Source organism: Fundidesulfovibrio sp. YSD1, assembly GCF_055397115.1.
Genome location: NZ_AP043666.1, coordinates 3170939 through 3192683, shown reverse-complemented (window position 1 = coordinate 3192683; position 21745 = coordinate 3170939). Strand labels below are relative to the sequence as shown.

Annotated in this window: 20 protein-coding genes and 1 riboswitch; of the genes, 12 read left to right on the top strand and 8 right to left on the bottom strand. The window is 67.8% G+C overall.

All coding sequences use genetic code 11. The annotated features are described in order from the left end of the window. Positions 1-207: 207 nt before the first annotated feature. Entirely contained in the window at positions 208-1368 is a 1161-nt protein-coding gene (locus ACZ5V4_RS14865) for a glycosyltransferase (protein WP_464315649.1), read from the bottom strand. A gap of 2 nt (positions 1369-1370) precedes the next feature. Continuing rightward, a complete protein-coding gene (locus ACZ5V4_RS14860) occupies positions 1371-2417 on the bottom strand; it encodes a polysaccharide deacetylase family protein (protein ID WP_464315648.1) in 1047 nt (348 codons plus the stop codon). A 284-nt stretch (positions 2418-2701) separates the two neighbouring features. Here ACZ5V4_RS14860 and ACZ5V4_RS14855 point away from each other — a divergent pair, with 284 nt between their 5' ends. Further along, positions 2702-3166 (top strand): hypothetical protein, encoded by a 465-nt coding sequence (locus ACZ5V4_RS14855; protein ID WP_464315647.1) that lies wholly within the window; start codon positions 2702-2704, stop codon positions 3164-3166. Positions 3167-3222: 56 nt separating this feature from the next. On the opposite strand, the gene ACZ5V4_RS14850 is transcribed toward ACZ5V4_RS14855, so the two are convergent. After that, on the bottom strand, positions 3223-4212 hold the full coding sequence (locus ACZ5V4_RS14850; RefSeq protein ID WP_464315646.1) for a glycosyltransferase family protein: 990 nt from the start codon (positions 4210-4212) through the stop codon (positions 3223-3225). A 61-nt stretch (positions 4213-4273) separates the two neighbouring features. Between ACZ5V4_RS14850 and ACZ5V4_RS14845 the strand changes: the two genes are divergently transcribed. The 3 genes from ACZ5V4_RS14845 (at position 4274) to ACZ5V4_RS14835 (ending at position 7423) form a co-directional block, all read left to right on the top strand. Further along, a complete protein-coding gene (locus ACZ5V4_RS14845; RefSeq protein ID WP_464315645.1) occupies positions 4274-5599 on the top strand; it encodes an ATP-dependent 6-phosphofructokinase in 1326 nt (441 codons plus the stop codon). Between the two features lie 27 nt (positions 5600-5626). Continuing rightward, positions 5627-5789: riboswitch (cobalamin riboswitch) on the top strand. A 263-nt stretch (positions 5790-6052) separates the two neighbouring features. After that, positions 6053-7126: a nicotinate-nucleotide--dimethylbenzimidazole phosphoribosyltransferase gene (gene cobT, locus ACZ5V4_RS14840; protein ID WP_464315644.1), complete on the top strand. Its 1074-nt coding sequence runs from the start codon at positions 6053-6055 to the stop codon at positions 7124-7126. A gap of 102 nt (positions 7127-7228) precedes the next feature. Next, on the top strand, positions 7229-7423 hold the full coding sequence (locus tag ACZ5V4_RS14835; RefSeq protein ID WP_464315643.1) for a hypothetical protein: 195 nt from the start codon (positions 7229-7231) through the stop codon (positions 7421-7423). A 9-nt stretch (positions 7424-7432) separates the two neighbouring features. On the opposite strand, the gene ACZ5V4_RS14830 is transcribed toward ACZ5V4_RS14835, so the two are convergent. From ACZ5V4_RS14830 to ACZ5V4_RS14815, 4 genes are read right to left on the bottom strand one after another with little or no spacing between them, the layout of a single operon-like run. Further along, positions 7433-8752 (bottom strand): hypothetical protein, encoded by a 1320-nt coding sequence (locus tag ACZ5V4_RS14830; protein ID WP_464315642.1) that lies wholly within the window; start codon positions 8750-8752, stop codon positions 7433-7435. Next, the gene (gene hemC, locus ACZ5V4_RS14825; RefSeq protein WP_464315641.1) at positions 8742-9668 is read right to left on the bottom strand and encodes a hydroxymethylbilane synthase; all 927 of its coding nucleotides are present in this window, start codon (positions 9666-9668) and stop codon (positions 8742-8744) included. The genes ACZ5V4_RS14830 and hemC overlap by 11 nt, the downstream gene beginning before the upstream one ends. Further along, entirely contained in the window at positions 9659-9901 is a 243-nt protein-coding gene (locus ACZ5V4_RS14820) for an FmdB family zinc ribbon protein (RefSeq protein WP_464315640.1), read from the bottom strand. The genes hemC and ACZ5V4_RS14820 overlap by 10 nt, the downstream gene beginning before the upstream one ends. Positions 9902-9914: 13 nt before the next feature. Next, a complete protein-coding gene (locus tag ACZ5V4_RS14815) occupies positions 9915-10544 on the bottom strand; it encodes a D-sedoheptulose 7-phosphate isomerase (RefSeq protein WP_464315639.1) in 630 nt (209 codons plus the stop codon). Between the two features lie 430 nt (positions 10545-10974). Between ACZ5V4_RS14815 and ACZ5V4_RS14810 the strand changes: the two genes are divergently transcribed. The 8 genes from ACZ5V4_RS14810 to ACZ5V4_RS14775 all read left to right on the top strand — a co-directional run bounded on the left by ACZ5V4_RS14810 (position 10975) and on the right by ACZ5V4_RS14775 (position 20853). Next, a complete protein-coding gene (locus tag ACZ5V4_RS14810) occupies positions 10975-12138 on the top strand; it encodes an ABC transporter substrate-binding protein (RefSeq protein ID WP_464315638.1) in 1164 nt (387 codons plus the stop codon). A gap of 99 nt (positions 12139-12237) precedes the next feature. After that, positions 12238-13362, top strand: coding sequence for a branched-chain amino acid ABC transporter permease (locus ACZ5V4_RS14805; protein WP_464315637.1), 1125 nt, complete (start codon positions 12238-12240; stop codon positions 13360-13362). Between the two features lie 3 nt (positions 13363-13365). Beyond that, a complete protein-coding gene (locus tag ACZ5V4_RS14800) occupies positions 13366-14382 on the top strand; it encodes a branched-chain amino acid ABC transporter permease (RefSeq protein ID WP_464315636.1) in 1017 nt (338 codons plus the stop codon). 2 nt (positions 14383-14384) lie between these two features. After that, the gene (locus tag ACZ5V4_RS14795) at positions 14385-15152 is read left to right on the top strand and encodes an ABC transporter ATP-binding protein (RefSeq protein WP_464315635.1); all 768 of its coding nucleotides are present in this window, start codon (positions 14385-14387) and stop codon (positions 15150-15152) included. Continuing rightward, a complete protein-coding gene (locus ACZ5V4_RS14790) occupies positions 15149-15874 on the top strand; it encodes an ABC transporter ATP-binding protein (RefSeq protein ID WP_464317838.1) in 726 nt (241 codons plus the stop codon). Before ACZ5V4_RS14795 ends, ACZ5V4_RS14790 begins: the two co-directional genes overlap by 4 nt. A gap of 1 nt (position 15875) precedes the next feature. Further along, entirely contained in the window at positions 15876-16424 is a 549-nt protein-coding gene (gene thrB, locus ACZ5V4_RS14785; protein ID WP_464315634.1) for a homoserine kinase, read from the top strand. A 270-nt stretch (positions 16425-16694) separates the two neighbouring features. Then, complete coding sequence (locus ACZ5V4_RS14780) at positions 16695-18347, top strand: serine hydrolase domain-containing protein (protein WP_464315633.1); 1653 nt, start codon at positions 16695-16697, stop codon at positions 18345-18347. 196 nt (positions 18348-18543) lie between these two features. Further along, entirely contained in the window at positions 18544-20853 is a 2310-nt protein-coding gene (locus ACZ5V4_RS14775; RefSeq protein WP_464315632.1) for an ATP-binding protein, read from the top strand. Here ACZ5V4_RS14775 and ACZ5V4_RS14770 read toward each other — a convergent pair. After that, positions 20844-21740: a LysR family transcriptional regulator gene (locus ACZ5V4_RS14770; protein WP_464315631.1), complete on the bottom strand. Its 897-nt coding sequence runs from the start codon at positions 21738-21740 to the stop codon at positions 20844-20846. The two genes, ACZ5V4_RS14775 and ACZ5V4_RS14770, sit on opposite strands and share 10 nt — an antisense overlap. Positions 21741-21745: the final 5 nt, after the last annotated feature.

The window sequence follows — 21745 nt, the reverse complement described above, 5'->3', positions numbered from 1 at the left end:
GCGCTTACGCAAATCTTTTGATGATGCGCCTCTCTGCGCTGGTTATGATGGCTGCGGTTTATTTCGCTCTTCCCTCCGCTGAGGTTGAACACCGTTGCCTCTTACTTTGAATGATAAGCACCCCGGGCCCGATGTGAAGGCCTCGGGCAAAAGAAAAAAAAGGCCGCCTGTGGAGGGCGGCCTTCCTGGTCGTGAGATCGCGGCAGGCTAGAAGCCGCAGGCCTTGAGGATTCCGCCCAGGACCTTGTCCGAGTCGAAATGGTCCTCGGCGATGCGCCTGGCCGCCGCGCGGTGCTTCGGGTAGTCGGCCAGCACGGTCTCGATGGCGGCCTTGGCGTTCTCCACGCCGTCGAAGGTGATCAGCCCTTCGCCCACGGGCAGGTACGTGCCGAAGCCCGTGTCCTCCACGATCACCGGCCTGCCCGAGGCCAGGTAGCTGGCGGAGCGGTCCGAGAACCAGCCGGACTTGAGCTTTATGTTCTGTTCCTTGGCCACGGTGAACTCGGCCGTCGAGTTCTGGATGTAGTCGTGGTAGGCCCAGATGTCCCGGGTGAGCTCCATGGCGTTCTTCACGTTCCAGCCGTGGGCCGCGAAGCGCTCGGCGTCCTTGTTCAGCCCGCTCATGGTCAAATCCAGGCTCACCCCGGGCAGCTTGGATGGCAGGTCGATGATCTGCTCGTACTTCTCGCACTTGCGCCAGGAGAGTTTCTTGCCCTCCACCACGATGTCGCGGCCCTTGGCGTCCCAGTTGCCGATGGTGGTGAAGCCCGAGCCGCTTCCCGCCAGCGCGGGCCACATGTCCAGGACGATGGGCACGCGCGTGGTGTGGTAGTCGATGCCGCACAGGTCGATGCCCGTGACCCCGGCCGGGATGTTGTGGCCCCAGGTGAAGAACACGTCGTGCTGCTTGAAGTAGCTGCGAGTCCACTCGTCCTCGGCGATCTTGGACTGGGTGAACACCGGGTCCGTGTCGATGATCGCGCGCACCTTGGCCTTGAGGTAGTGCTCGCGCAGGGGGATCACGCCCGAGACGTTCAGGAAGAGGTCCGCCTCGGAGCAGAAGCGCTCCAGGTCCTCGCGCTCCATGCCGTAGAGCTTGTTCTCGAAGATGGAGTTGTACGCCCAGCGGCCCGTGAGCCCGATGCGGTCGAAGGCCTCGGTCACGATCTTGCGGCCCTGGGTGGAGTCGGCGCAGGCGAAGCCCCTGTAGGGGTCGAAGGGCAGGGCCCACTCGGCCGTGTCCTCCACGAAGATCACCTCGTGGCCAAGGCGCATCAGCCCCTGCATGTAGTGCATGAACATCCACACCTGACCGCCCAGGGGGAAGCTGACGGCGTAGCCGCCGACGACGATCTTGAGTCTGCGCATGTTTACGAACCCTTCTTCACTATGGATTTGGTCTGCGGAACGGGCAGGTTCTTCTTCTGTTCGAGCATGATCCTCGTGCCCTCGCGCAACGTGACCACGGGGACGCCCTCCGAGGCCAGCCACGCGGAAATCGTGTCCAGGGTCGCGGCGGAAACGGGCTCCCAGCCGATCATGCTTTCCACCCCGTGGAAGCAGAAGACCGTCCAGCCGCCGTGTTCGAGGCTGTGGTCCTTGATGATGCGGATGTAGGACTGGGCCGAATCCCTGGCGTGAGCCATGAAGCGCTTAATGGCGAAACGGTCGAAAGAGGCCGGGCGGTTGTCGGAGTCGCGGCCCGCGCAAGCCTGCGCGTAATAGGGCCTGCACAGGGCTTCCACGTCGTCGGTCCAGTAGTTGTGGGGCGCGATGTAGGTGTCCACCTTGAAGCCCAGGGCCAGGAGCATGTCCCGGGACTGCTCCATCTCCCGCTGGTAGGAGCCGGCCCTGATGTCCAGCGCGGAGGGGTCGGACACCCGCAACGGGTTCAGGTGCAGCTCGGCGATGGCCCTGTCCAGCCAGTAGCTGCCGGGGGAGCCCAAAAGTTCGTTCAAGGACTCGGCCTCCCGCATGGGCTTGCCGTCCTGGTAGAGCCCGGCGATGCGCTCGTACTCGTACTGGGTCTGGAAGTGGCCGGGCTGGCGTTCGTCCGCGAACCAGCCGTTCACCGGCTCCTGGGCGTAGGTCTTGGGGATCTGCACGGGCCTGGGGTGCGTCAGGCTGTGCGAGGCGATCTCCCAGCCGTTTTGCTCCAGGTCGCGCACCTGCTCGACGTTCATGTAGTCGTTGTTGCCCGAGAGCATCCGTGTGACCACGATGCCCGCCGTGGCCACCTGGCCGCGCGCGCGCAGGATGGGCAGCGCGTAGGTGTGGTTGCTCACGATGCCGTCGTCGAAGGTGAGGGTCACCATGCCCTTGGGCAGGCCAGGCGAGGGCGCGGCCATGGCCGGGACGGGCAACGCGCAGGCAGCGCCCAGGGCTGCGGCGGCGGCGAGGAATTGGCGACGGTTCATGCGGACGAACTCCTTAGGATCGAATGCGGCATCGTGCTTGGAGCAAGCGCCAAGACGCAAGCACGGAGGCTGCACAAAGCAAAGAGCGGGCCATGTTGCCCCTTGAGCGGGAGGTTCCGGCCGCAGGCAACGTCCGGAAGCGGTCCATTATAGAAAATCAGGCCGAAAATCAAACACGATCTCCATCCCCCACGTGTACGAAAACTGCCCTCCGGCGGAAAAAACTGTAACCCTCGGTGGTTGACCCCGCCGGGCAACCTGCTAGGAGGCTCCACGGAGGCACCATGAAATCCTACGGCGTTGCCGCCCTGGCGGCCTGTCTCATCCTCGGCCTCGGTCTCGCGGAGACCGCCCGCTGCCAGTCCCGGCACTTCCAGGCGTCCCAACGCCACTTCGAGGAGATGGCCACCCAGGCATCGTCCCTCTCCGCCCAGGTGGACTCCGTGGCGGAAAAGAACCTCTGCAACCTCTTCACGGCCACGGCGCTCGCCTATTCCATCCGGGCCCACGTCATGGCCCAGTTGACCGACGTGGCGGACACCCTGCGCCAGCCCGAGGCCCAGGCCCTGCTCGCCCGCAAGCTCGCCGAGTCGCGCGCCTTCGTCACCAGGCACCTGGAGCTCGACCTCAAGGCCGTGGAAGGCCTTGCGGCGTCCAGCGGCAACGCCAAGGTGCGCAAGCTCGGCCTGCGCCTTGTCAACGAACTGCGCGTGTTCGAGAACAACACGACCAGCCTGGCGAAAAACTGACGGCCCGAGCCCCCTTCGCCTGGAGAACCCAGACCGTAAGCGACACGAAGTTTTTTCTAACCCAGACGCTCCCAGAAATCGAGCACTGCCTTTCGCTGCTCCTCCAGGCCGTAGGCACGGGCCGTGCGGGCACAGGCGGCGCGGACGCCCTCGAGTTCCGGGCCGTTTGCGCGCCACAGCGCGAGCGCGGCCTCCAGGGCCAGGGCGGCGCCCAGGGCGTCGTTGTCCGGCGCGTAAAACCCGTTGCCCCCCCAGGGGACCTCGTCCATGGGGCACTCCGGCAGGTAGCGCCCCGGGGCGGCCTGGCGCATGTAGTCCCAGCCGCCGAAGCCAGCGAACCCGGCCGGTATCGCCCCGCAGGCCATGGCCTCCAGCGGCGGCAGGGGGCAGCCCTCGGGGAAGCCCGTGGCCAGGAAGCAGTGGCACAGGCCCAGGGCTTCGGCCACCTGGGCCTGGCCCATGCCCGCTATCTCAACCCAGCGCACGTCGAAGTTGCCCCTGGCCGCCACGATGGAGCGGACCTGGTCCGCCAGGGCCTTGTTCTTGCGCGGCATGTAGGCCACGGTCAGTTCCCCGGGCTTGCGCTGCGGGGCCTTGAACACGCCGAGGTCGATGCCCGGCCGGAGCACCGGGGCCTCGGCCCCCAGGCACTGCCCGATGAACCAGGATACCGGGCGCGACACCGCCGCGAAGGACACCGGCAGCGAGCGCCAGTCCACGCCTTGTGGCAGGCCGTTGAAGAGGTAGGCCCAGTTCTGCACGTAGAGCAGGCAGCGCGCCCCGGCGGAGAGCCCCGGGGCCAGGGCGTTCACCCAGCCCTCGGGCACGACCCAGACGTCGGACGCGCGGAGTTCGGCGCGCGCTAGGTCCACGGCCGGGACGTCCGGGCCGGGTGGCCGCCACGCGGGCGGCTCGCGCAGGGCGAGGAAGGCCTCGCGCCCGGCCTCGCGCAGCATGGCGGCCATGCGCCAGAGCACGGCCACGCCGCCGGTGGGCTTGCGCACCGGGGGGACGAAGAAGAAAGTGCGTGAATGTCCTGGTTGCATGTCTCCCGACCGCCTTGCTAGTGTGGGCTCCGACAGCCATCCCTCAGCCGCGAGGTTTCGCATGCACGAGAGCGAGCGCTCAGGCCGCCCCTGGCCGCGCCTGACACCGGACCAGACCGCCGTGCCGTCGCTCGGCCCGGCCAAGATACCGAACCCGCGCCAGAATTCCCTGTTCGTGGACGATGAGCAAGGGGTTTTGGTGGACATCCTGGCGCCCGAGGGCCCGGACGCCCTCCCCCCCGCGCGCATGGAGCGCGCCGGGCCGCGCCGCAGCATCTATTTCGACCCGCCCAAGACAAAATGCGCCGTGGTCACCTGCGGCGGGCTCTGCCCGGGCATCAACGGCGTGATCCGCTCCATCGTCATGGAGGCCCACCACGGCTACCGGGTCTCGGCGGTGCTCGGGGTGCGCTACGGGCTGTCCGGGTTCGCGCCGAAAAACGCCCCCCGGGTCACGCGCCTGACGCCCGAGTGCGTCTCGGACATCCACGGCTTCGGCGGCACGGTGCTCGGCTCCTCGCGCGGGCCGCAGGACCCCGAGGAGGTGGTGGACGCCCTGGAGCGGCTCAATGTGGGCGTGCTCTTCGTGCTGGGCGGGGTGGGCACCATGCGCGCGGCCCGGGCCATCCACGAGGTCACGGAGCGCCGCAGGCTGCGCCTGGGCATCGTGTGCATCCCCAAGACCATCGACAACGACATCCACTTCGTCTCGCGCACCTTCGGCTTCGACACGGCCGTGGAAAAGGCCGTGGAGGCCATCCGCTGCGCCCACGTGGAGGCCATGGGCGCGCCCTACGGCATCGGACTCGTCAAGCTCATGGGCCGCGAGTCGGGCTTCATCGCGGCGGCCGCCTCGCTCTCCATCAAGGAGGTCAACTTCGTGCTCGTGCCCGAGCAGCCCTTCGCCCTGGACGGCCCGGGCGGGCTTCTCGAGACCCTGGAGGCCAGGCTCCTCAGGCGCGGCCACGCAGTGATCGTGGCGGCCGAGGGCGCGGGGCAGGAGCTCCTGCCCGAATCCGTGCTCACGGACGCCTCAGGCAACAGGATGCTGGGCGACATCTGCGGGCTTCTGCAGGCGCGCATCAAGGCCCACTTCAAGGGCAGGCTGCCCATCACGCTCAAGTACATCGACCCAAGCTACATCATCCGCTCCGTCCCGGCCGGCGCCGCGGACCTGGCCCAGTGCAACATGCTCGGGGCCATGGCCGTGCACGCGGGCATGGCGGGCAAGACCGGGATCATGGTCAGCACCCTGCACGAGGTCCCGGTGCACGTGCCCCTGCCCCTGGTGACGGCCGGACGCAAGAAGCTCGACCTGAACACCAGCTACTGGCAGCAGGTCATGGACTCCACGGGCCAGAACAACCCAAAGGCGTGCTCCCCTTGACCCGGAGGCGCAAGGCGGGCTAAGCCCTGCCCTGCCATTTCCGGCCGTTACGGAACTACGGTGAAAGTCCGTGGCGGTCCCGCCGCAGTAAGCGGAGACGATGCCCGTGAAGCCACTGTCCCTGGGGACGGGAAGGACGGGCGGAGGATGACCCGCGAGCCTGAAGACGGACGGCCGGAACCGTTTCGCGGATTGAACCCATGGTAACGGCGATCCCTTGACCCCCTCCCCGGGGGCCAGGGGATTTTTTATTTGCCCAACGGGAACGCCCAGGATTTCCCAAGCCCAAGGAGCGACCGCTCCGAGCGCCCCGGCGCCCTCCCTCCCCGTCCGGCCAGGACCGCGCAGGGGGCCGAAACCCGCAGGCGGCTTTGCGCCGAGTAACGTTTCGGTTCCCCGCGCGGTCCTGATGGCGGGGCGGGAGGACGCCGGGAGCGCGCACAAGGACACCCCATGCCTTCTTCCTTCGATTCCCTCGACTCCCTGCTCGCCTCCATCTCCCCGGTGGACGCCTCCCTGGCACCGAAAGTCCAGGCCCGCCTGGACGACCTGACCAAGCCCCGGGGCAGCCTGGGCCGCCTGGAAGAGCTCGCCCTGCGCCTGAGCCTCATCCAGGGCGGAGAGGCCCCCCAGCCCGACCCGGCCGTGATCTTCACCTGCGCGGGCGACCACGGCGTGGTGGAGGAGAACGTGAGCCTCTTCCCCCAGGAGGTCACGCGCCAGATGGTGCTCAACTTCATGGGCGGGGGCGCGGCCATCAACGTGCTGGCCCGCCAGGCCGGGGCCAGGCTGGTGGTGGTGGACGCGGGCAGCGCGGGCGGGCCTTTCCCCGAGCACCCGGGGCTCGTGCAGGCCAAGGTGGCCCCGGGCACGGCCAACATGGCCGTTGGCCCGGCCATGACCCGCGAGCAGTGCCTTCAGGCCCTGCTCACCGGGGCGAACCTGGCGCGCCGGGCCGCTGCCGAGGGCTGCCGCACCGTGGGCACCGGCGACATGGGCATCGGCAACACCACGCCGTCCACGGCGCTCTTCTGCTCGTTCCTGGGGCTTTCGCCCGAGGGCGTCACCGGACCGGGCACCGGCCTGGACGCGGACGGGGTCTCGCGCAAGGCCAGGGTGGTGGCCAAGTCTTTGGAGGCCAACCGCGAGGCCGTGACCTCGGGGGACGCGCTGTCCATCCTGGCCGCGCTGGGCGGGTTCGAGATCGCCTGCCTGGCCGGGGTGATCCTTGGCGGGGCGGCCTGCGAGATGGCCGTGCTGGTGGACGGGTTCATCTCCACGGCCGCGTGCGTGGCCGCGCTGCGCCTGGCTCCGGACGCCGCCGGGTACTGCTTCTTCAGCCACGCCTCGGCCGAGCCCGGCCACCAGGCCGTAATGCGCGCGCTCGACGCCAGGCCGCTCCTGGACCTGGGCATGCGCCTGGGCGAAGGCACCGGGGCGGCCCTGGCGCTTGTGCTCCTGCGCTCGGGGGCGGCGATCCTGAACGAAATGGCCACGTTCTCCCAGGCCGGGGTGAGCAAGGGCTAGGTCACCCTGGAATCAGGGAGTGACAAAAATCCGGGCAGGCACTATTCTTTCCTCAAAGGGCGGCCGCCTTCGGCCGCCCGCCTGGAAGGCAGGGGGAAGGCCATGTACGACGGACTCGTCCACGTAGCCGCCTATGACGGGCTGGTTCACTCGCCGGATGCGGTCGTCGCGCACCCGGCGGGCGAGTTCGCGGCCCATCCCCCGGGCCACGTGATCATCCCCACCCCTCCGGCCGACCAGGTCATCCACGTGATCATGGAGAACATCGTCGGCCACGTGGTCAACGAAATCATCTGACGCGTTCCCTCAGCGCGGTATGCGCGCAAGCCCCACCGCCACGAAGGACCACATCGACATCCCCCAGACAACCAGGCCCACGGCCCAGGTTGGCGCGGTGAAGCGCCCGAGCCTGTCCGCCCTGTGCGCCAGCAGGCAGCCGGTCATGGCCAGGATCGGGAAGAGGTAGCGCCCCTGGGGCTGGAAGTCGTTGTTCCAGGAGTGCCAGAAGGACTGCCCCACGGTCAGCAGGGAAAAGACCAACCACAGGCAAAGCGCCGCCCTGTCCGCCGGGCCCCGCAGGGCCAGGCCGGCGGCCGCGAGCACCATGAAGGCCAGCGCGGCCCTGCCGAGCCAGCGATAGAAGAGCAGCGGGGCCTCGATGTTCATCTCGCCGTACTTGCCGAAGGCGCTGCGGAAGGTGAACACGTGCCACTTCCACTCGCCCGTGAACATCTGCGTGAACGTGACTCCCTTGGAGCGCATGCGCGCCCCCCAGAACCCCTCGCTCGTCTCCTGAACCGAAGGCTTGAGCTCCGGCGCGGCCATCTGCTCGGCCACCCGCGTGGCCACGCCCGGGTCCTGGCCGTGCCTGGCCCAGGCGTCCAGGCCCACGCGCAGGCCGAACACCATGGCGGCCACGGCCACGGCCGCCGCCGCGCCCCGGAGCGTGAGCAGCGGCGCTCCGCCCCGCGCCCACGCGGCAAGGGCCACGGCCGAGGCGAAGTAGGCCACGAAGACGTAGTAGTTCTGTTTGGAGATGGCCAGGAGCCCGATGACGAGCCCCAGCTTGAGCGCGAGCCGACCCGTGCTTTCGCCGGAGGGCAGGGGCATGCGCGCGAAAAGGTACACGGCCATGAAGCACAGGGCCAGGGGCAGGGCGTCGCCGTTGAAGTAGCTGAAGACGTACCAGGCCTGCGGCGTGAGGAAGAGCGGCGCGAAGGCCATGCGCCGGGCCCCCTTGAGCCTGAAGCACAAAAACATGAGCCAGAGGAAGAGGCCCACGTTGAAAAAGCGCAGCCCCATGTAGTCCTGACCCGCCAGGGGCGCGATCAGGCGGGCGAACTTGCCCGCGAAGAAATAGACCACGTCCAACTGGTCGAGGTAGGAGATGCCGTAGTTGCTGTAGGCCCCCCGCGCGCGCTCGTCGCCGACCTTGGGCGGGTCCCAGTACTGCATGTAGTAGCGGCCCGCGCCCACGTGATCGCTCTCGTCCGGATGGACGTCGTAGGCGCTGGAAAAGGCCATGGAGGCCACGGCCCAGAAGGTGGCGGCCATGACCAGGAGCCAGGCCGCGTCCCAAAGCCTGGAGCCCGGCCCAGGCCGGGCTCCGGTCGTCTCACCGTGCATACACGCTCTTGAGGATCGTTTCGCCGCCCCGGGCCAGCACCTCTTCCGCCACGGCCCGCCCGAGGTTTTCGGCCTCGGCGCGAGGGGCCGTGAGCTCCCGGCGGATCATGGTCTTGCCCTCGGGGTCGGCCACCAGCCCGGTAAGCAGCACATCGGAGCCCTGGATGCGCCCGTACGCCGCGATGGGCACCTGGCAGCCGCCCTCCAGCCTGGCCAGGAAGGCCCGTTCCGCGCGCACGGCGTCGCGGGTGTCGGGGTGGTCCAGGAAGGCGGTGAGGTCCTTCATGCGCGTATCCGAAACGCGGTATTCGATGCCCAGCGCGCCCTGGGCCACGGCGGGCAGGAAGTCCGGCGGGGCCAGGCGCGAGGCCTTGGGCGCGGTGAGCCCCAGGCGGTTCAGCCCGGCGGCGGCCACCACGATGGCGTCGTACTGGCCGTCCAGAAGCTTGCCCACGCGCGTGTCCAAGTTGCCGCGCAGCATGCGCACGTCCAGGTCCGGGCGCAGGGCCAGGAGCTGCGACTGGCGACGCAGGCTGGACGTGCCCACGGACGCCCCCTGGGGCAGGTCCGCCAGGGCGCCGAATTCCACGGAAAGGAACATGTCCGCGAAGTCCTCGCGCTCGGGCACGGCCCCGAGGGTCAGGCCCTCGCGGCGCTCCACGGGCACGTCCTTCATGGAGTGGATGGCCAGGTCCGCGCGGCCGTCGGCCAGGGCCTCCTCTATCTCCTTCACGAAAAGGCCCTTGCCCCCGACCTTGGCCAGGGGCACGTCGAGGATCTTGTCGCCCTGGGTCTTCAGCACCAGGAGCTCGACCGAAAGCCCCCGGTGCTCGTTTTCGAGCAGGGCCTTGATGTGGTTGGCCTGCCAAAGCGCCAGCTTGCTGCCCCTGGTGGCGATGGTGATGGTCATTTGCACGTGGAGCAGCTCCCGCCCGAGCATCCGGCGCAGCCTCCCCCGCCGCCCCTGGGAGCGGGCACGGTGTGACCCTGGTAGCCTCCGGGGTTGTGCCCGGCGCTGTGGCGGCAGGCGCTCATGAGCTTGTGCGTCTCGGGGGAGGCGCACTTGGGGCAAGGCGGCACGGCGTCCCCGAAGACGAGCTCCTCGAAGTCGCAGCCGCATTTCTCGCAGCGGTATTCATAGATGGGCATGACGTCGCTCCTGTCATTCGCCGGAGTTTTCCGGCGCGTCGAGGTAGGGTTTGAGCTCGACCACGGCCTCGAAGAGGTAGTGGTCGGCGAGCTTGCACATGAGGTGTCCGCAGGCGATGTGGATCTCCTGGATGAGGGCGGTCACCGTGTGGGGCACGAGGATGGCCTGGTCGCTGAAGCGGACGATCTCGCCGTTCTTGCCGGTCATGCCCACGGTGGTCATGCCCTTTTCCCGGGCCAGCTTCATGGCCGCGACCACGTTGGGGCTGTTGCCCGAGGTGGAGATGCCCACCAGTACGTCGCCGGGGCGGCCCAGGGCCTGCACCTGCTTGGAGAACACCTGGTCGAAGCCGTAGTCGTTGCCGATAGCGGTAAGAATGGACGAGTCCGTGGTCAAGGCCACGGCGGGCAGGGGCGGCCGCTCCAGCTGGAAGCGGTTGACGAACTCCGCCGCGAGATGCTGGGCGTCGGCGGCGGAGCCGCCGTTTCCGCAAAAGAGTATCTTTCCACCCTTGGCCAGGCACAGGGCCAGGGTCCTGCCGATGGCCGCGACCGTGCGGGCGTTCTCGCGGAAGAAACGCTCGCGCAGTTCCGCGCCCTCCCGGGCGTGCTCGAGGACCAGCTCCAAGGCGTCCGTGGACATGGAGAATCTCCTGGGTGATTTGGCGGACTGGGGAAGATAACGGAAAGCCCCCCCGATGACAACGGCGCGCCGGATGCGCGGTTGCGGTTGCCATGCCCGCTGTTCCAGGGTAGTGGAACCCATTCTTTCCGATCTGCCGTAACCAGCGCCATTCTATGGAGAAAATCCGGTTGCGACGTGCGGTGAACGGAACACTCGTGCAACATTTCTCCAATATGTTTCTCCTACGGGAACAGCGCTTTGTTTCGCGGAGAGAAACACGACGCTTTTGAATGTCCGCTCAGCGGAACGAGGGAGTTTTTGCATTTTTGTACTTTTTTTTCGTTGACGGTTGCGCTATTTGAAAACCCGCCACGCACTGCGGGGCGTTCGTTTTGGGGAGCGGCCACCATCACGGGCTGATACGCCAACCCTAACCCAGGAGCGGTCAATGAAAAAACTCCTCGTTGCCTTGCTTGTCGCGGCATTCGCCTTCCCGGCGGCCGCCTTCGGCGCTGACACCCTCAAAATCGGCTTCAACATCCCCCTCACCGGCGACATCCCGAAGGTGGGCGAGATGAGCAAGAACGCCGCCGAGATGCTCAAGGAGAAGATCAACGGCGCGGGAGGCCTGGAGGTGGGCGGCAAGAAGTACATGCTCGACTTCGTGTACGTGGACAACGAGTCCAAGCCCGAATCGGCCGTGAACGCCTCGCTGAAGCTGATCGAGGGCGAGAAGGTGCTGGCCATGGTCGGCCCCCAGGGCTCCGGCCGCGCCATCCCCGCCGGCGAGATCGCCAACAACAACAAGACCGTGATGATCTCCGGCTGGTCCACCAACCCCAAGACCACCCAGGGCCGCCCCTTCGTGTTCCGCGCCTGCTTCCTGGACGATTTCCAAGGACCCGTGGCCGCCAAGTTCGCCACCGAGCAGCTGAAGGCCAAGACCGCCGCCGTGCTCTACGACGTGGCCTCCGACTACCCCAAGGGCCTGGCCGAGTTCTTCAAGAAGGACTTCGAGAAGCTGCACGGCCCCGGCTCCGTGGTCGCCTTCGAGACCTTCACCACCAAGGACGTGGACTTCTCGGCCCAGCTGACCAAGATCATCAAGGCCAAGCCCGACGTCCTGTTCACCCCCCAGTACTACAACGAGGTCCCGCTGATCGTTAAGCAGGCCCGCGAACTGGGCTACAAGGGCCCCATCCTGGGTTCCGACTCCTGGGGCTCCGCCGAGCTCATGACCCTGTGCGGCGACGACTGCAAGGGCCAGTACTTCGTGACCCACTACGCCGCCGCCGGCGCCAAGGGCGCGACCAAGGAGTTCATCGACGCCTTCAACGCCAAGTACAAGCAGATCCCCGACGACGTGGCCGCCCTGACCTGGGACGCCACCGGCATCGTGCTGGCCTCCGTGCAGAAGATGGGCTCCATCTCCGGCGACCTGGCCAAGGACCGCGTGGCCCTGCGCGAGGCCATGGCCTCCATGCGCGGCTTCGACGGCATCACCGGCAAGATGAGCTTCGACGGCAAGACCGGCGACCCGGTCAAGTGCGCCGTCATCGTCAAGATCAACGAAAAGGGCGAATTCACCTTCCACGAATCCGTCTGTCCGTAACCGTCACCCCGGGGCGGGGAGGCCTGAACGGGCCTGCCCGCCCCCTTTTTGCGTTTCCGGACTCTTTTGGTCCTCAATCAGTCAGACTCGGGACGGGACATGCTCGACACCTTCATCCAACAGGCGCTCAACGCCTTGCAGCTGGGGAGCTACTACTCCCTCATCGCCCTGGGCTACTGCCTGGTGTACGGAGTGCTGCTGCTGATCAACTTCGCCCACGGCGACATCTTCATGGTGGGGGCCTACATCGCCTTTTTCGCCGCAACGTTCATCATGGGCCAGCACGCGCTGATCCCGCCCGCCTCGCCCTTCGCGGTGAAGCTCGTGTTCGCGGGCTTCTTCGCGCTGATCCTCACGGCGGGGCTGTCGTTTCTCATCAAGCGAAAACCCCAGGCCGGGCCGAACTCCGGCTACGGCCACAAGGCGGTGCTGGCCGGGCTGTTCGTGGCCATCACGGCGGCCATCTACGTCTGGGGGCAGGACGTCTCCATCGCCACGGGCGCGGAAAAGATGGTCGTCTTCGCGGCCACCATCCCCCTGACCATGGTGCTCACCTCGTGCGTGGGCGTGTTCATCGAGCGCGTGGCCTACAAGCCGCTCAGGCTCAAGGGGGCCAACCGCCTCTACGTGGTCATCACCGCGCTCATGATGGGCATCATCCTGGAGTACGGCAACCTCTCGCTGCTCGGCACCAGCAGGCTCTCCTTCCCCACGATCCTGCCGCGCATGGTCTTCGAGATCGGCGAGGCCAGGATCACCCTCACCAAGCTCTCGGCCATCGCCGTGAGCTTCCTGGTGTTCGCCCTGCTCCAGTGGATCGTCACCCGCACCAAGCTGGGCATGGCCATGCGCGCCGTGTCCTACGACAAGTTCGCCGTGCCGCTCATGGGCATCCCCCTGGACGCGGTGATCGTGTTCACCTTCTTCCTGGGCTCGTCCATGGCGGGCCTGGCCGGCATGTTCTACGCCATGAACTTCCCGGTGCTGGACCCCTTCATGGGCGCGCTCGTTGGCTGGAAGGCCTTCGTGGCCGCCGTGGTGGGCGGTATCGGCGACATCCGGGGCGCCTTCGTGGGCGGCTTCCTGCTGGCCTTCTTGGAGGTCACGGTGGCGGCGGTGTTCAGCTCGGAGCTGCGCGACCTGATCAGCTTCACCATCCTTCTGGGCATCCTGACCTGGAAGCCAACCGGGCTGTTCGGCAAGCCCAAAACCACCAAGATCTAATCCATGGGCACCCGAATCACAGTACCCGCCGCGCTGTGCGCGCTGCTTGCGGTCATCATGGGCTCCGCCCACGCCGGGATTCTCGGCCAGTACGGCCTGACGTTCCTGTGCACCATGGGCATCTACATCATCCTTTCGGCCAGCCTGAACCTGGTCAACGGCTACATGGGCGAGTTCTCCTGCGGCCACGCGGGGTTCATGGCCGTGGGGGCCTACGCCTCGTCCATCCTGGGCGTGTTCCTCTTCGTGCCGGACAAGGTCTTCGGACAGCCCTGGCTGCCCATGGAACTGGCCCCCTGGGCCTTCCCCCTGGTGCTGGCGGCGGGCTTCGTGGCGGCGGCCCTGGCGGGCCTGGTGGTGGCCATCCCTTCTTTCAAGACGCGCGGCGACTACCTGGCGGTCATCACCCTGGCGGCCGGCTACATCATCAAGAGCGCCATCGAGAACGTGGAGGCCGTGGGCGGGCCCAGGGGCTTCATGGGCATGGGCAAGATCGTGCAGGGCATGGACGCCGTGGCCGACGTGCCCTGGATGCTCGTGTGGATCTTTTTGGGCGTGGTCTTCACCATCTGGATACTGCGGCGCTTCGTGTACTCCACCTACGGCAAGGGTGTGATGGCCATCCACCAGGACGAGGTGGCCGCCGAGATCATGAGCGTGAACACCAACAAGATGAAGCTGGTGGCCTTCATGCTCTCCTCGGGGCTGGCCGGGCTGGCGGGCGGGCTCTACGCCTACCTGGTGAGCTTCGTGAACCCGGCGTCCTTCACCATCCTGCGCTCCACCGAGTGCCTGGTGATGGTCTATCTGGGGGGCATGGGCTCGCTCACGGGCTCGGTGCTCTCGGCCATCGCCTTCGCCATCATGCTGGAGTTCCTGAAGCCCCTGGAGCAGCTCAAGTGGGTGGCCATCCCCCTGGTGCTCATCCTGCTCATGCAGTTCCGGCCCGAAGGCATCATGGGCAACCGCGAGCTTTCGGACGTTTTCCCCAAACTCAAGCGCTTCTACAGGTTCAAATAGACATGGCGCTTCTCGAAATCAAAGAACTCACCCAGCGTTTCGGCGGGCTCATCGCGGTCAACGACTTCGACGTGCGGCTCGAAGGCCGGGAGCTGAACGCGCTCATCGGCCCCAACGGCGCGGGCAAGACCACCGTGTTCAACCTGGTTAGCGGCTTCTACCAGCCGTCCTCGGGCTCCATCACCATAAACGGCGTGAACACCCGGGGCATGAAGCCCCACCAGGTCACCAGCCTGGGCGTGGCGCGCACCTTCCAGAACATCCGGCTCTGGAACGACATGAGCGTGCTCGATAACATCCGCGTGAGCCAGCACTACCGCCTGGGCTACTCGCTCACGGACTCGCTCTTGCGCACGCGCCGCTACGCGGACCGCGAGGCGGACATCGAGCGCACGGCAATGGAACTGCTCGAATTCATGGGCATGAAGGACCTTGCCGACGAATTCCCGCCCAACCTCTCCTACGGCACGCAGCGCAAGATCGAGATCGCCCGGGCGCTCTCCACCAAGCCCAAGCTGCTGCTCCTGGACGAGCCGGCCGCTGGCCTGCCCTCCACGGACGTGGTGGAGCTCATCAAGCTCATCGAGTGGATCCACAAGGAGTTCGACCTGGCCATCTGGATGATCGAACACCAGATGACCGTGGTCATGAGCCTGTGCAAGTGGATCAAGGTGATCGACTTCGGCGCCACCATCGCCGAGGGGACCCCCGAGGAAATCCGCAACAATCCCACGGTCATCAAGGCCTATCTGGGAGACGAGGCCATCTGATGCTTTCCGTCAGCAACCTTCGAGTCAAATACGGCAACATCGAGGCCCTGCACGGCGTGTCCTTCACCGTGAACAAGGGCGAGATCGTCACCCTCATCGGGGCCAACGGCGCGGGCAAGACCACCACGCTGCTCTCCATCGCCCGGCTCGGGCCTCCGGAAGGCCCCAAGGTGGTGGAGGGCGACATCACCTTCGACGGCAGGAGCCTGCTTCCCGTGCCGCCGCACCAGGTGGTGGCCGGGCTGCACATGGTCCTGGTGCCGGAAGGCCGTCACATCTTCGGCAACCTCTCGGTGATGGACAACCTGACCCTGGCCACCTACGCCCGCAAGGACAAGGACCGGCTGGAAAAGGACCTGGACTTCGTGTTCGAGCTCTTTCCGCGCCTGGGCGAGCGCCGCAAGCAGCGCGCCGAGTCGCTCTCGGGCGGCGAGCAGCAGATGCTGGCCGTCAGCCGCGCGCTCATGTCCGGGGCGGAGTTCATCCTCCTGGACGAGCCCAGCATGGGCCTTGCGCCGCTTCTGATGTACGACATGTTCCGCACGCTGAAAAAGCTCAACCAGCAGGGCATGACCATCCTGCTCGTGGAGCAGAACGCCAGGCTCGCCCTGGACTTCGCCCACAGGGGCTACGTGCTGGACACCGGGCGCATCGTGGCCGAGGGCCCCTGCGCCGAGTTGCGCGACAACCCCGAAGTGAAGAAGGCCTACCTGGGAGGGTAGCGTGGCCACGTTCTCCCCGCTGGGGCGCATTTCCGACGAGCAGTGCGTCAGCCTGATAGGCATCGCCGGGGCCGGGAAGTCCACCCTGGGCAAGGCCCTGGCCGCGCGGCTCGACTGGGCGCACCTGGACACGGACCGCCTGATCGAGGCCACCATGGGCCAGCCGCTGCAATCCATCATGGACGAGCGCGGCCTGAAGGGCTTCCTGGAAGTCGAGGAGGCCGTGGTCTCGCTTCTGGGGACCAAGCGCACGGTGGTCTCCACGGGCGGCAGCGTGGTCTACAGCGCCAGGGCCATGGACCGGCTGCGCTCCCTCGGCCCCGTCATCCATCTGCGCATCGAGTTGGACACGTTCCTGGACCGCGTGCGCGACGCCGAGGGCCGGGCCTTCGTGCGCCCGGCCGGGCACAGCCTGGCCGACGTGTACGCCGAGCGCGAGCCGCTTTACCTGCAAGCGTGCGATTTCTCGGTGCGCACGGACTGCGGCGGGATCGAGGAGTGCGTTGAAGAGTGCGCCGGGAGGCTGGCGGAACTTTTGTCGGGCGAGTAGGATCGTTTTCGGACTGTCGCCCGGTGTCGCCCTCGGCCCCCGCGCCCGGGCGACACCCGGGCATGAACGCGCGGACGGTGAGACAGGGATACGATCGACTGGGGCGGGAGTGCCGGTGGACGGCGCGAAGCGGAAGGGGATTCCAAAGGGCGGCTGCCCTTTGGCCGCCGGAGGCTCTTCATCGTGCGTATCTGGCTGATCGTTTGTTCCTTTCTCTTGACCGTTCCGGTCTGTCTCCCTTCCTGGGCCGCGACGAGCGGGCGAGAGCGCTTGGCCCGCGAGGTCGAGGGCTTCGTCGCCAGGCAGATGGCCCTGAACGGCGTGCGCGGGCTCTCCATGGCCGTGACGGACGCCTCGGGCGTGATCTGGTCCCGGGGCTTCGGCTGGGCCGACGAGGCCGGGCGCGTCCCTGCCCGGCCGGACACGGTCTACCGCGCGGGCTCCATCTCCAAGGTGGTCACGTCCGTGCGGGTGATGCAGTTGGCCGAGGCCGGGCGCGTGGACCTGGACACCGACGTGCGCCGCCTGGTCCCCGATTTCTCGGTGCGCAGCCGCTACGGCGACGCCTCGATCACCCCGCGCATGCTCATGTCCCACCGTTCGGGCCTGCCCACGGACGTTCTCGCGGGCATGTGGACCGAGCACCCCCAGACCCTGGCCCAGTACATCCCCACGCTCGCGCGCGAGAGCCTGGCCAGCCCGCCCGTGAACCAGTGGCGCTACTCCAACGTGGCCTTCAGCGTGCTCGGCCGGATGATCGAGAACGTCGAGGGCGCGGATTTCGCCGAGGCCATGCGCCGGGGCCTCCTCGAGCCGGCGGGCATGGCCAGTTCCAGCTTCGTGATGACCGCCGGGCTCTATCCGCGCTACGCCAAGGGCTACGCCAACGGGGCCGAGGCTCCGCGCCCCACCCTGCGCGACCAGCCCGCGGGCTCGCTCTTCACCACCGTGGAGGACTTGGCGGCCTTCGCGGCCACGGTTCTGGGCAACGGCAAGGGCGTTGTTTCCGAAGCCTCGCTGCGCCAGATGGCCACGCAGCAGTTCCCCGGTCTGGCGCTCGATTTCGGCTTCAGGATGGGGCTTGGCTGGATGCTCTCGGGCATGGAGCTCTCCGACGGGCGCGAGCTGGTCTGGCACGGCGGCGCGGCCCTGCCGCACCAGGCCTTCCTGGCCCTGGAGCCCGAGAGCGGGCTGGCCGTGGCCGTGTGCGCCAACACCACCGAGGCCTCGCGTTTCATCCCGCAGCTGACCGTGAAGACGCTGGAGCTGGCCATGGAGGCGGCCACGGGGCGGCGCATGCCCGCCCCGCCGAAGGCCATCGCGCCCAGACCCGTGAAGCTGCCCCGGGAGCGCCTGGAGGCCCTCGCCGGGGACTACGCCACGTTCGCGGCCGCGCCGGGCACGGTCAGGGTCGAGGACGGGACGCTCAGGGCGCGCTCGGGCGGCACTTCCGTGGAGCTGGTCCCGTCCGAGGGCGGTGTCCTGGCCATCAAGTCGGATGCGTTCTTCGGGCTCGTGCCCACGCTGCGCAAGGGGCTCTTCCTGGAGCCGGTCGCGGCGGCAGGCAGGAGTTTCCTGGTGCTTCGCGGCCAGTCCATGCCCACTCCCTTCGAGAAGCTCGAGCGCGCGCCCGTCCCCCGGGCCTGGCTCGCCCGCTTGGGCCGCTACGCCGCCGCCACGCCCGGCGAGGGCGTGCGCTACAAGACCCTAGAACTCGCCGTGCGCGGCGGCGTCCTGGTGGCCGAAGCCGGAGTGACGGCCGGACCGGAAGGCTCGCCCGTGTCCCAGGCAGTGTTCGCCCTGACCGTGGTTTCGGACGACGAGGCCGTGATCGCGGGGGTGGGCACCAACACGGGCTCGGTGGTGCGCGCCGAAGGGCTGGGCCTGTACCATTCCGGCTTCGATTTCAGGCCCCTGCGCTGACCCGCCTGCCCACTGGACATTTCTCCTGAAAAAGAGTCTATTATTGCCCGACTGCTAGAAACGGGATGCACTGGCTCGTAAGCTTCACGCAATGCATTGCCGCCCAATCGCGTCAATCCGGCCAGAACAACGCGCCAGTGCCCATGATCATGTATCAGTTGAAATGCCATTTGTTTATTCGATATAGAGGTTTGGAATGGAGCAGCAAAGCCAAGCGAAACGGTTTTCCTGGTCGATCCGCCGGGCACTGAACCTGATCGTGCTGCTGGCCGTGCTGCCCGCCATGGGCATCATCGCGGTCACGGGGTGGGAGAGCAAGACGCGCGCGGAGAAGAACGCGGTGGAGACGGCCCAAGGCCTGATCCGCAGCCTGGGCGCGATGCACCAGGGAATCGTGGGCGAGGCCAAGGGGGTGCTGACCACGCTGGCCATGCTCCCCATCGTGCGCATGCAAGACCGCGAAGCCTGCAACTGGCTCTTCGCGGGGCTCCTCAAGGGCAACCCCGGCTTCGCCAACATCGTCCTGACGGACCTCGAGGGCAAGGTGGCCGCCTCGGCGCGCCCCGAGGTCATAGGCATGGACCTCTCCGACCGGAAGTACTTCCAGGAAGCCCTGGCGAACAAGGGCTTCTCCGTGGGCGACTACACCCACAGCCGGGCCACGGGCCAGCCCGTGCAGGTCTTCTCGCTGCCCGTGCGGGACGCGGACGGCTCGGTCACGGGGGTCCTCGGCATGTCCTGCCCGCTGGACGCTTACGAAAAATTCCTGGCGGGGCTCAAGCTGCCGCCCTCGGCCCGAGTGACCCTGTCGGATTACAAGGGAATGCGCATGCTGGCCTACCCTTCGAGCCCGGCCTACCCCCTGGGCAAGCCCGTGACGGCGGACGTCTGGGAGCGCATGCGCCGCTCGCCGGGGGACGAGGGGATGATCAGGGCCGCGCGCCCCTCGGGGGAGGAAGGGCCGCTCGTGTTCAAGCGCCTGCGCCTCTCGGAGGTGGCGCCGCCGCACATGAACATCGGCGTCTCCTTCACCGACGAGGACATCTTCAAGGACGCCAACAGGCTTTTGGTGCGCGACCTGGGCCTCGTGCTCCTGGCGGCGGCCCTGGCCCTGTTCATGGCGCGCCTGATCCGCGACCGGCTGATCCTGCGCGACCTGGAGATGCTCGTGTCCGCCGCCCGGCGCCTGGGCGGGGGCGACCTCTCCGCGCGGGCCGACTCCGTCAAGGGGTGTCGCGAGACGCGCCAGCTCTCGGCCTCCTTCAACGACATGGCCCAGGCCCTGGAAACCCGCCAGGGCGAGCTGGAAGACGCGGCCAAGGCCCTGGGCAAGATGCGCAACATGCTGAACAACATCCTCGAATCCATGCCCTCGGCCGTCATCGGCCTGGACGGGCGGCGGGCGGTGACGCACTGGAACAGCGGGGCGGAACGCCTGACCGGGCTGGCGGCGAACTCGGCCCTGGGCAGGCCCCTGGACGAGGCCTTCCCCTGGCTGGCCGAGCAGGTCCCGAGCGCGGGAAGCCCCCGTTCCGGGGAGAGGGTGACGCAGTTCGAGGGCATCCCCCTGCCCGGCGCGGAAGACGCCCGCTACGTGGACGTCCTGGCCTACCCGCTCGTGGCCAACGGCGTCGACGGGGCGGTGGTGCGCGTGGACGACGTGACCAAGCGCGTGCGGCTGGAGATGCTCATGGTCCAGAACGAGAAGATGTCCATCATGGGCAGCCTGGCCGGAGGCATGGCGCACGAGATCAACAACCCGCTCTCGGGCATCCTCCAGTCCGTGCAGAACATCCAGCGCCGGGTCCAGCCCTCCATGGAGGCCAACCGGAAGGCGGCCCAGGAGACGGGCACCACGGTGGAGGCGGTGGAGGCCTACCTCCAGGCAAGGGGCATCCTGGGCTTCCTGGAGACGATCAAGGACTCCGGCCAGCGCGCGGCCAGGATCGTGAAGAACATGCTGGGCTTCATCCGCAAGAGCGCGTCGGCGCACATCGCGGTGCAATTGCCCGAGCTCCTGGACCGCACCCTGGAGATCGCGGCCACGGACTACGACCTGACCAAGAAGTTCGACTTCCGCAGCATCGCCGTGGTGCGCAAGTACGACCCGGACGTGCCCACCGTGTTCTGCTCGCCCACGGACCTGGAGCAGGTGGTCTACAACCTGCTGGCCAACGCGGCCCAGGCCATGGCCGGGGCCGCCTCCCCGGACAGGCCGCCCAGGTTGATCCTGCGCCTGCGGCGGGAGGACGACTTCGCGGTGATGGAGATAGAGGACAACGGGCCGGGCATGGAGGAGCACGTGCGCAGGCGCGTGTTCGAGCCGCTCTTCAGCACCAAGGGGCCTGGCGAAGGCACCGGCCTGGGGCTTTCGCTGGTCTACTTCATCGTGGTCAACACCTACGGCGGGTCCATCTCGGTGGAGTCCGAGAAGGGCGCGGGCGCGCGCTTCATCATCAAGCTGCCGCTCAACCGGGTGGAGCCCGGCGGCGCGCGTCAGGCCTGAGCGCTTCCCGGAGCGAAACGCTCCCGCGCCGCCTCCATGAAGGCGCGCGCCGCAGGGGTCAGCCAGCGGTCCCGGCGGCGCACCAAAAGCACCGACGCCGAAAGCGGCCCGCCCGCCCACTCGAGCGCCCTGAGCCTCCCCGCCCGCGCCTCGCCGGACACGGCGAAGGCCGGGACCACCGACACCCCGAGGCCTTCCATGACGCACCGCTTGACGATCTCCACGCTCGTGCACTCCACGATGGAGGGCTGCACGTGGGCCTGGTGCAGGGCGTCCTCGATGAGCCTGCGCGCGCTCCAGACGTAGCGCGTGAGGAAAAGCGGCCACGCGCCCAGGTCCTCGGGCCGCACCGGGCCGGAAAGGGGCGACTCCGGCGGGGCGATGACGGCCAGGCGCACGCTGGCGAGCTCCTCGACCTCGAGCGAGGGCCCCGAGAACGGCTCGGAGAGAATGAGCGCCAGGTCGGTGAACCCCTGCGAGAGGTCGCGGGCCAGGCCCTGGCGCGAGGCCGTGCCCAGGCTCACGCGCGTGTGCGGGAAGGACTCCCGGAAGCGGGCCAGCACCCCTGGCACGCACCACGCGCCGAGGCTCTCCGAGACGCGCACGGACAGCTCGCCCCCCTCCTCGCCGCCGGAGCCGAGCGCCCGCCTGGCCTCGGCCTCCATGTCCAGGAGCCTTCGCGCGTGGCGAAGAAGCCTCCCGCCCTGTTCCGTGAGCAGCACCTCCCGGCCGGTGCGGTCGAACACGGGGAAGCCCAGCTCGTCCTCCAGGGCCTTGACCTGGGCGGTCACGGTGGAGGGGGCCAGGTTGAGCGCGCCAGCCGCCCTCTTGAAGGAGCTGTGCGAGGCCACGGCCAGGAAAGTCCTCAGCAGGCGCAGGTCGAGCATGGTTC

What these genes read in the sequence shown, in the direction of transcription:
- ACZ5V4_RS14865 (WP_464315649.1), bottom strand. Translation starts at nt 1,368, where the DNA reads ATGCGCAGACTCAAGATCGTCGTCGGCGGCTACGCCGTCAGCTTCCCC.
- ACZ5V4_RS14855 (WP_464315647.1), top strand. Translation starts at nt 2,702, where the DNA reads ATGAAATCCTACGGCGTTGCCGCCCTGGCGGCCTGTCTCATCCTCGGC.
- ACZ5V4_RS14800 (WP_464315636.1), top strand. Translation starts at nt 13,366, where the DNA reads ATGGGCACCCGAATCACAGTACCCGCCGCGCTGTGCGCGCTGCTTGCG.
- ACZ5V4_RS14850 (WP_464315646.1), bottom strand. Translation starts at nt 4,212, where the DNA reads ATGCAACCAGGACATTCACGCACTTTCTTCTTCGTCCCCCCGGTGCGC.
- ACZ5V4_RS14815 (WP_464315639.1), bottom strand. Translation starts at nt 10,544, where the DNA reads ATGTCCACGGACGCCTTGGAGCTGGTCCTCGAGCACGCCCGGGAGGGC.
- ACZ5V4_RS14810 (WP_464315638.1), top strand. Translation starts at nt 10,975, where the DNA reads ATGAAAAAACTCCTCGTTGCCTTGCTTGTCGCGGCATTCGCCTTCCCG.
- ACZ5V4_RS14770 (WP_464315631.1), bottom strand. Translation starts at nt 21,740, where the DNA reads ATGCTCGACCTGCGCCTGCTGAGGACTTTCCTGGCCGTGGCCTCGCAC.
- ACZ5V4_RS14820 (WP_464315640.1), bottom strand. Translation starts at nt 9,901, where the DNA reads ATGCCCATCTATGAATACCGCTGCGAGAAATGCGGCTGCGACTTCGAG.
- ACZ5V4_RS14775 (WP_464315632.1), top strand. Translation starts at nt 18,544, where the DNA reads ATGGAGCAGCAAAGCCAAGCGAAACGGTTTTCCTGGTCGATCCGCCGG.
- ACZ5V4_RS14830 (WP_464315642.1), bottom strand. Translation starts at nt 8,752, where the DNA reads ATGCACGGTGAGACGACCGGAGCCCGGCCTGGGCCGGGCTCCAGGCTT.
- ACZ5V4_RS14860 (WP_464315648.1), bottom strand. Translation starts at nt 2,417, where the DNA reads ATGAACCGTCGCCAATTCCTCGCCGCCGCCGCAGCCCTGGGCGCTGCC.
- ACZ5V4_RS14845 (WP_464315645.1), top strand. Translation starts at nt 4,274, where the DNA reads ATGCACGAGAGCGAGCGCTCAGGCCGCCCCTGGCCGCGCCTGACACCG.
- cobT (WP_464315644.1), top strand. Translation starts at nt 6,053, where the DNA reads ATGCCTTCTTCCTTCGATTCCCTCGACTCCCTGCTCGCCTCCATCTCC.
- ACZ5V4_RS14805 (WP_464315637.1), top strand. Translation starts at nt 12,238, where the DNA reads ATGCTCGACACCTTCATCCAACAGGCGCTCAACGCCTTGCAGCTGGGG.
- ACZ5V4_RS14835 (WP_464315643.1), top strand. Translation starts at nt 7,229, where the DNA reads ATGTACGACGGACTCGTCCACGTAGCCGCCTATGACGGGCTGGTTCAC.
- ACZ5V4_RS14795 (WP_464315635.1), top strand. Translation starts at nt 14,385, where the DNA reads ATGGCGCTTCTCGAAATCAAAGAACTCACCCAGCGTTTCGGCGGGCTC.